1 protein-coding gene and 1 pseudogene are annotated in these 829 nt (G+C 67.8%); both read right to left on the bottom strand.

The features are described from left to right. Positions 1 to 290 (bottom strand): annotated as a pseudogene (locus AC1DQP_RS21090) (hypothetical protein); the annotation flags it as partial. Further along, the coding region (locus tag AC1DQP_RS21085) for a PhoH family protein (RefSeq protein WP_478052506.1) at positions 287 to 829 on the bottom strand (543 nt) is incomplete at its 5' end. The pseudogene AC1DQP_RS21090 and the gene AC1DQP_RS21085, both read right to left, overlap by 4 nt.

Below are 829 nucleotides of genomic sequence, written 5' to 3'. Positions count from 1 at the left end.
GCCTTGGGCACCTGCGCGTCGAGCGACGGAAGCTGGGCTTCGAGCTGTTCGACCTCCTTGCGGCTGGGCGCCCAGTAACCGGTGACCCGCCCGGCCTCGCGGCCGGGACTGTCGCGCGAGCAGGTGTCCAGGACCTGGGCGGCGACGATCGGTCGCGTCACCACCCAGGACTGGCCGGTCTTGACCGTGGTCGGGACGCTGGCGCCCGGTCGTGTATTGGCAGGCGTGCAGGCGGCCGCCAGCGCGGCGAGCGCCAGCGGCAGGACGGCACGGGACAGGGAATGGTTCACAACACCTCCGAGGCGTAATCGGCCAGGCGCGAACGCTCGCCACGGCGCAGCGTGACGTGCGCGCTGTGCGGCCAGTTCTTGAAGCGGTCCACCGCGTAGGTCAGGCCCGAGGTGGTCTCGGTCAGGTACGGGGTGTCGATCTGTTCGACGTTGCCCAGGCAGACGATCTTGGTGCCGGGACCGGCACGGGTGATCAGGGTCTTCATCTGCTTGGGGGTGAGGTTCTGTGCTTCGTCCAGGATCAGGTAACGCGACAGGAAGGTGCGGCCGCGCATGAAGTTCAGCGAGCGGATCTTGATCCGGCTGGCGATCAGGTCGTTGGTCGCCGCACGGCCCCACGCACCGCCTTCCTGAGTGTGAGTGAGCACTTCCAGGTTGTCGGTCAGCGCGCCCATCCACGGGGTCATCTTTTCTTCCTCGGTACCGGGGAGGAAGCCGATGTCTTCGCCGACGCTGACCGTGGCACGGGTCATGATGATCTCGCGATAGCGCTGCTGGTCCATCGTCTGGGCCAGGCCGGCGGCCAGCGCGAGCAGGGT

The organism is Stenotrophomonas sp. P5_A8, assembly GCF_056400545.1.
This window is presented reverse-complemented; position numbering and strand designations above follow the sequence as displayed.